Origin of the sequence: Atopococcus tabaci DSM 17538 (genome assembly GCF_000429585.1) — a bacterium.
Taxonomy (GTDB): Bacteria; Bacillota; Bacilli; order Lactobacillales; family Carnobacteriaceae_A; genus Atopococcus; species Atopococcus tabaci.
Genome location: NZ_AUCD01000127.1, coordinates 1 through 1,457 on the forward strand (window position 1 = coordinate 1; position 1,457 = coordinate 1,457).

The 1,457-nt window shown below is 36.4% G+C and carries 1 protein-coding gene; it reads left to right on the plus strand.

Annotated features, from left to right (window positions below):
* Positions 1-416: 416 nt before the first annotated feature.
* A complete protein-coding gene (locus G470_RS13585) occupies positions 417-1,079 on the plus strand; it encodes a PBECR4 domain-containing protein (protein WP_051258569.1) in 663 nt (220 codons plus the stop codon).
* Positions 1,080-1,457 lie beyond the last annotated feature (378 nt).

Consider the following 1,457-nt stretch of genomic DNA (forward strand, 5'->3'; position numbering starts at 1 on the left):
CCTTTCATTTAGTTAAATGAATAGAAACAAATAACCGCATTTATATTAAGGGTCATTTAGAATAAAGGTTACCGAGGAAAACTTGACGCATACATTTTGAAGTTCATATTTGACAAATGTCTACTCGGAGAACTATAATGTGCATGAAAGGTTAAGAGCCTTTCTCTATTAAAGAGACAAATTAACCACCGCCTTGCCTTGTCGGTTGTGTTTGTCGTCTATTCTCGTCTAGCGCTAGAAAGCTGAGTATTATGCCACTCAGGATGTAGTTGGAGGTACGCTACATTGCCCGACAGAGGCCAAAATATCTGCTCACTAGTCCCGGCAGGAGACTTGTACCTGTCCGTACCCATATACATAGATGAGCTCTGCTTCTGCAGAGCTTTTGTTATTTTTGATTGGAGGAGAACTGCAGTTTGGATCAGGCGAATCAGATATCGGTTACTCCTCTATTAAAAATAAGAGGTCTTTCCGACATAAATTATTACAATCTACTAGAAGATTATAAGAAACACTTCTGTGGTAATCTGGTAACTTTTGAAACGAATTATAAACTTCTAGAATCATTTGATGTTTTCTTTGAGCCTAAGCAACTGCCTCATTTGCTAGGATGGGATAAAATACTGAGTAGCAAAATGGGTGCAGGAAAAATTATTAAATTGGTTGAAGGTGAGAAGATCACACTTGAATCTACTCGGAAACATCACAGATTCCCCGAAGCACGTAAAAGAATGGAAAACTATAACTTCCTCCATGAAATTTTTATTCATACAAGCCAAAAAGTATGTATTATGACAAGAGATATGAAACCTAATTCAATGAAGTTAGATATTGTGTTTTATAAAGAAGATGAAAAAGAAGCAACAATATTAGGCTTGAGGAAAGATTACCGGATGGATTATTTTGTGCCTACAACTTTACATACTAAGTCTCTTAACAATCAATTCTCGAGAAGAAAAAGAACTAGTATAAAAAAAGTAATATGGAACAATACGGAAGAAGAAGTGCACGACGAAAAAGGAGAAAGCAAAGTGCATGTCGAAGTTGGGAAAGAAGTAATTGAAGTGCAGGCTAAATAACCTTGTCGAGTTAAAGCGACGAGGTTATTTTTTAATCCTGAAGCTATACTTCACCTGAAAAATGTGCCTGGGATTAAGATGCAAACTTCTATGGAGTTTATCTTTTATACCGATTTGCATCTAACCAGCGCAAGTAATCTTCAAACACGTCTAAGTTAATTAATACAATTCTGTGCGATGGGTTGAGTACACCGTGACTGAATTTAGGATGGTTCCGCATGTCACTTAACCAACCTGTTAAGGTATTGCGGTTGATAGAATACATTTTAGAAACTACATCTTTCCTGAATAATTCATACTTTGACTTCAAACCGTCTGAAACTGCCTAACGGCAGTCTTCATTTACTTTTTCATTTTCACCTGTTAAGTGATGCAAAA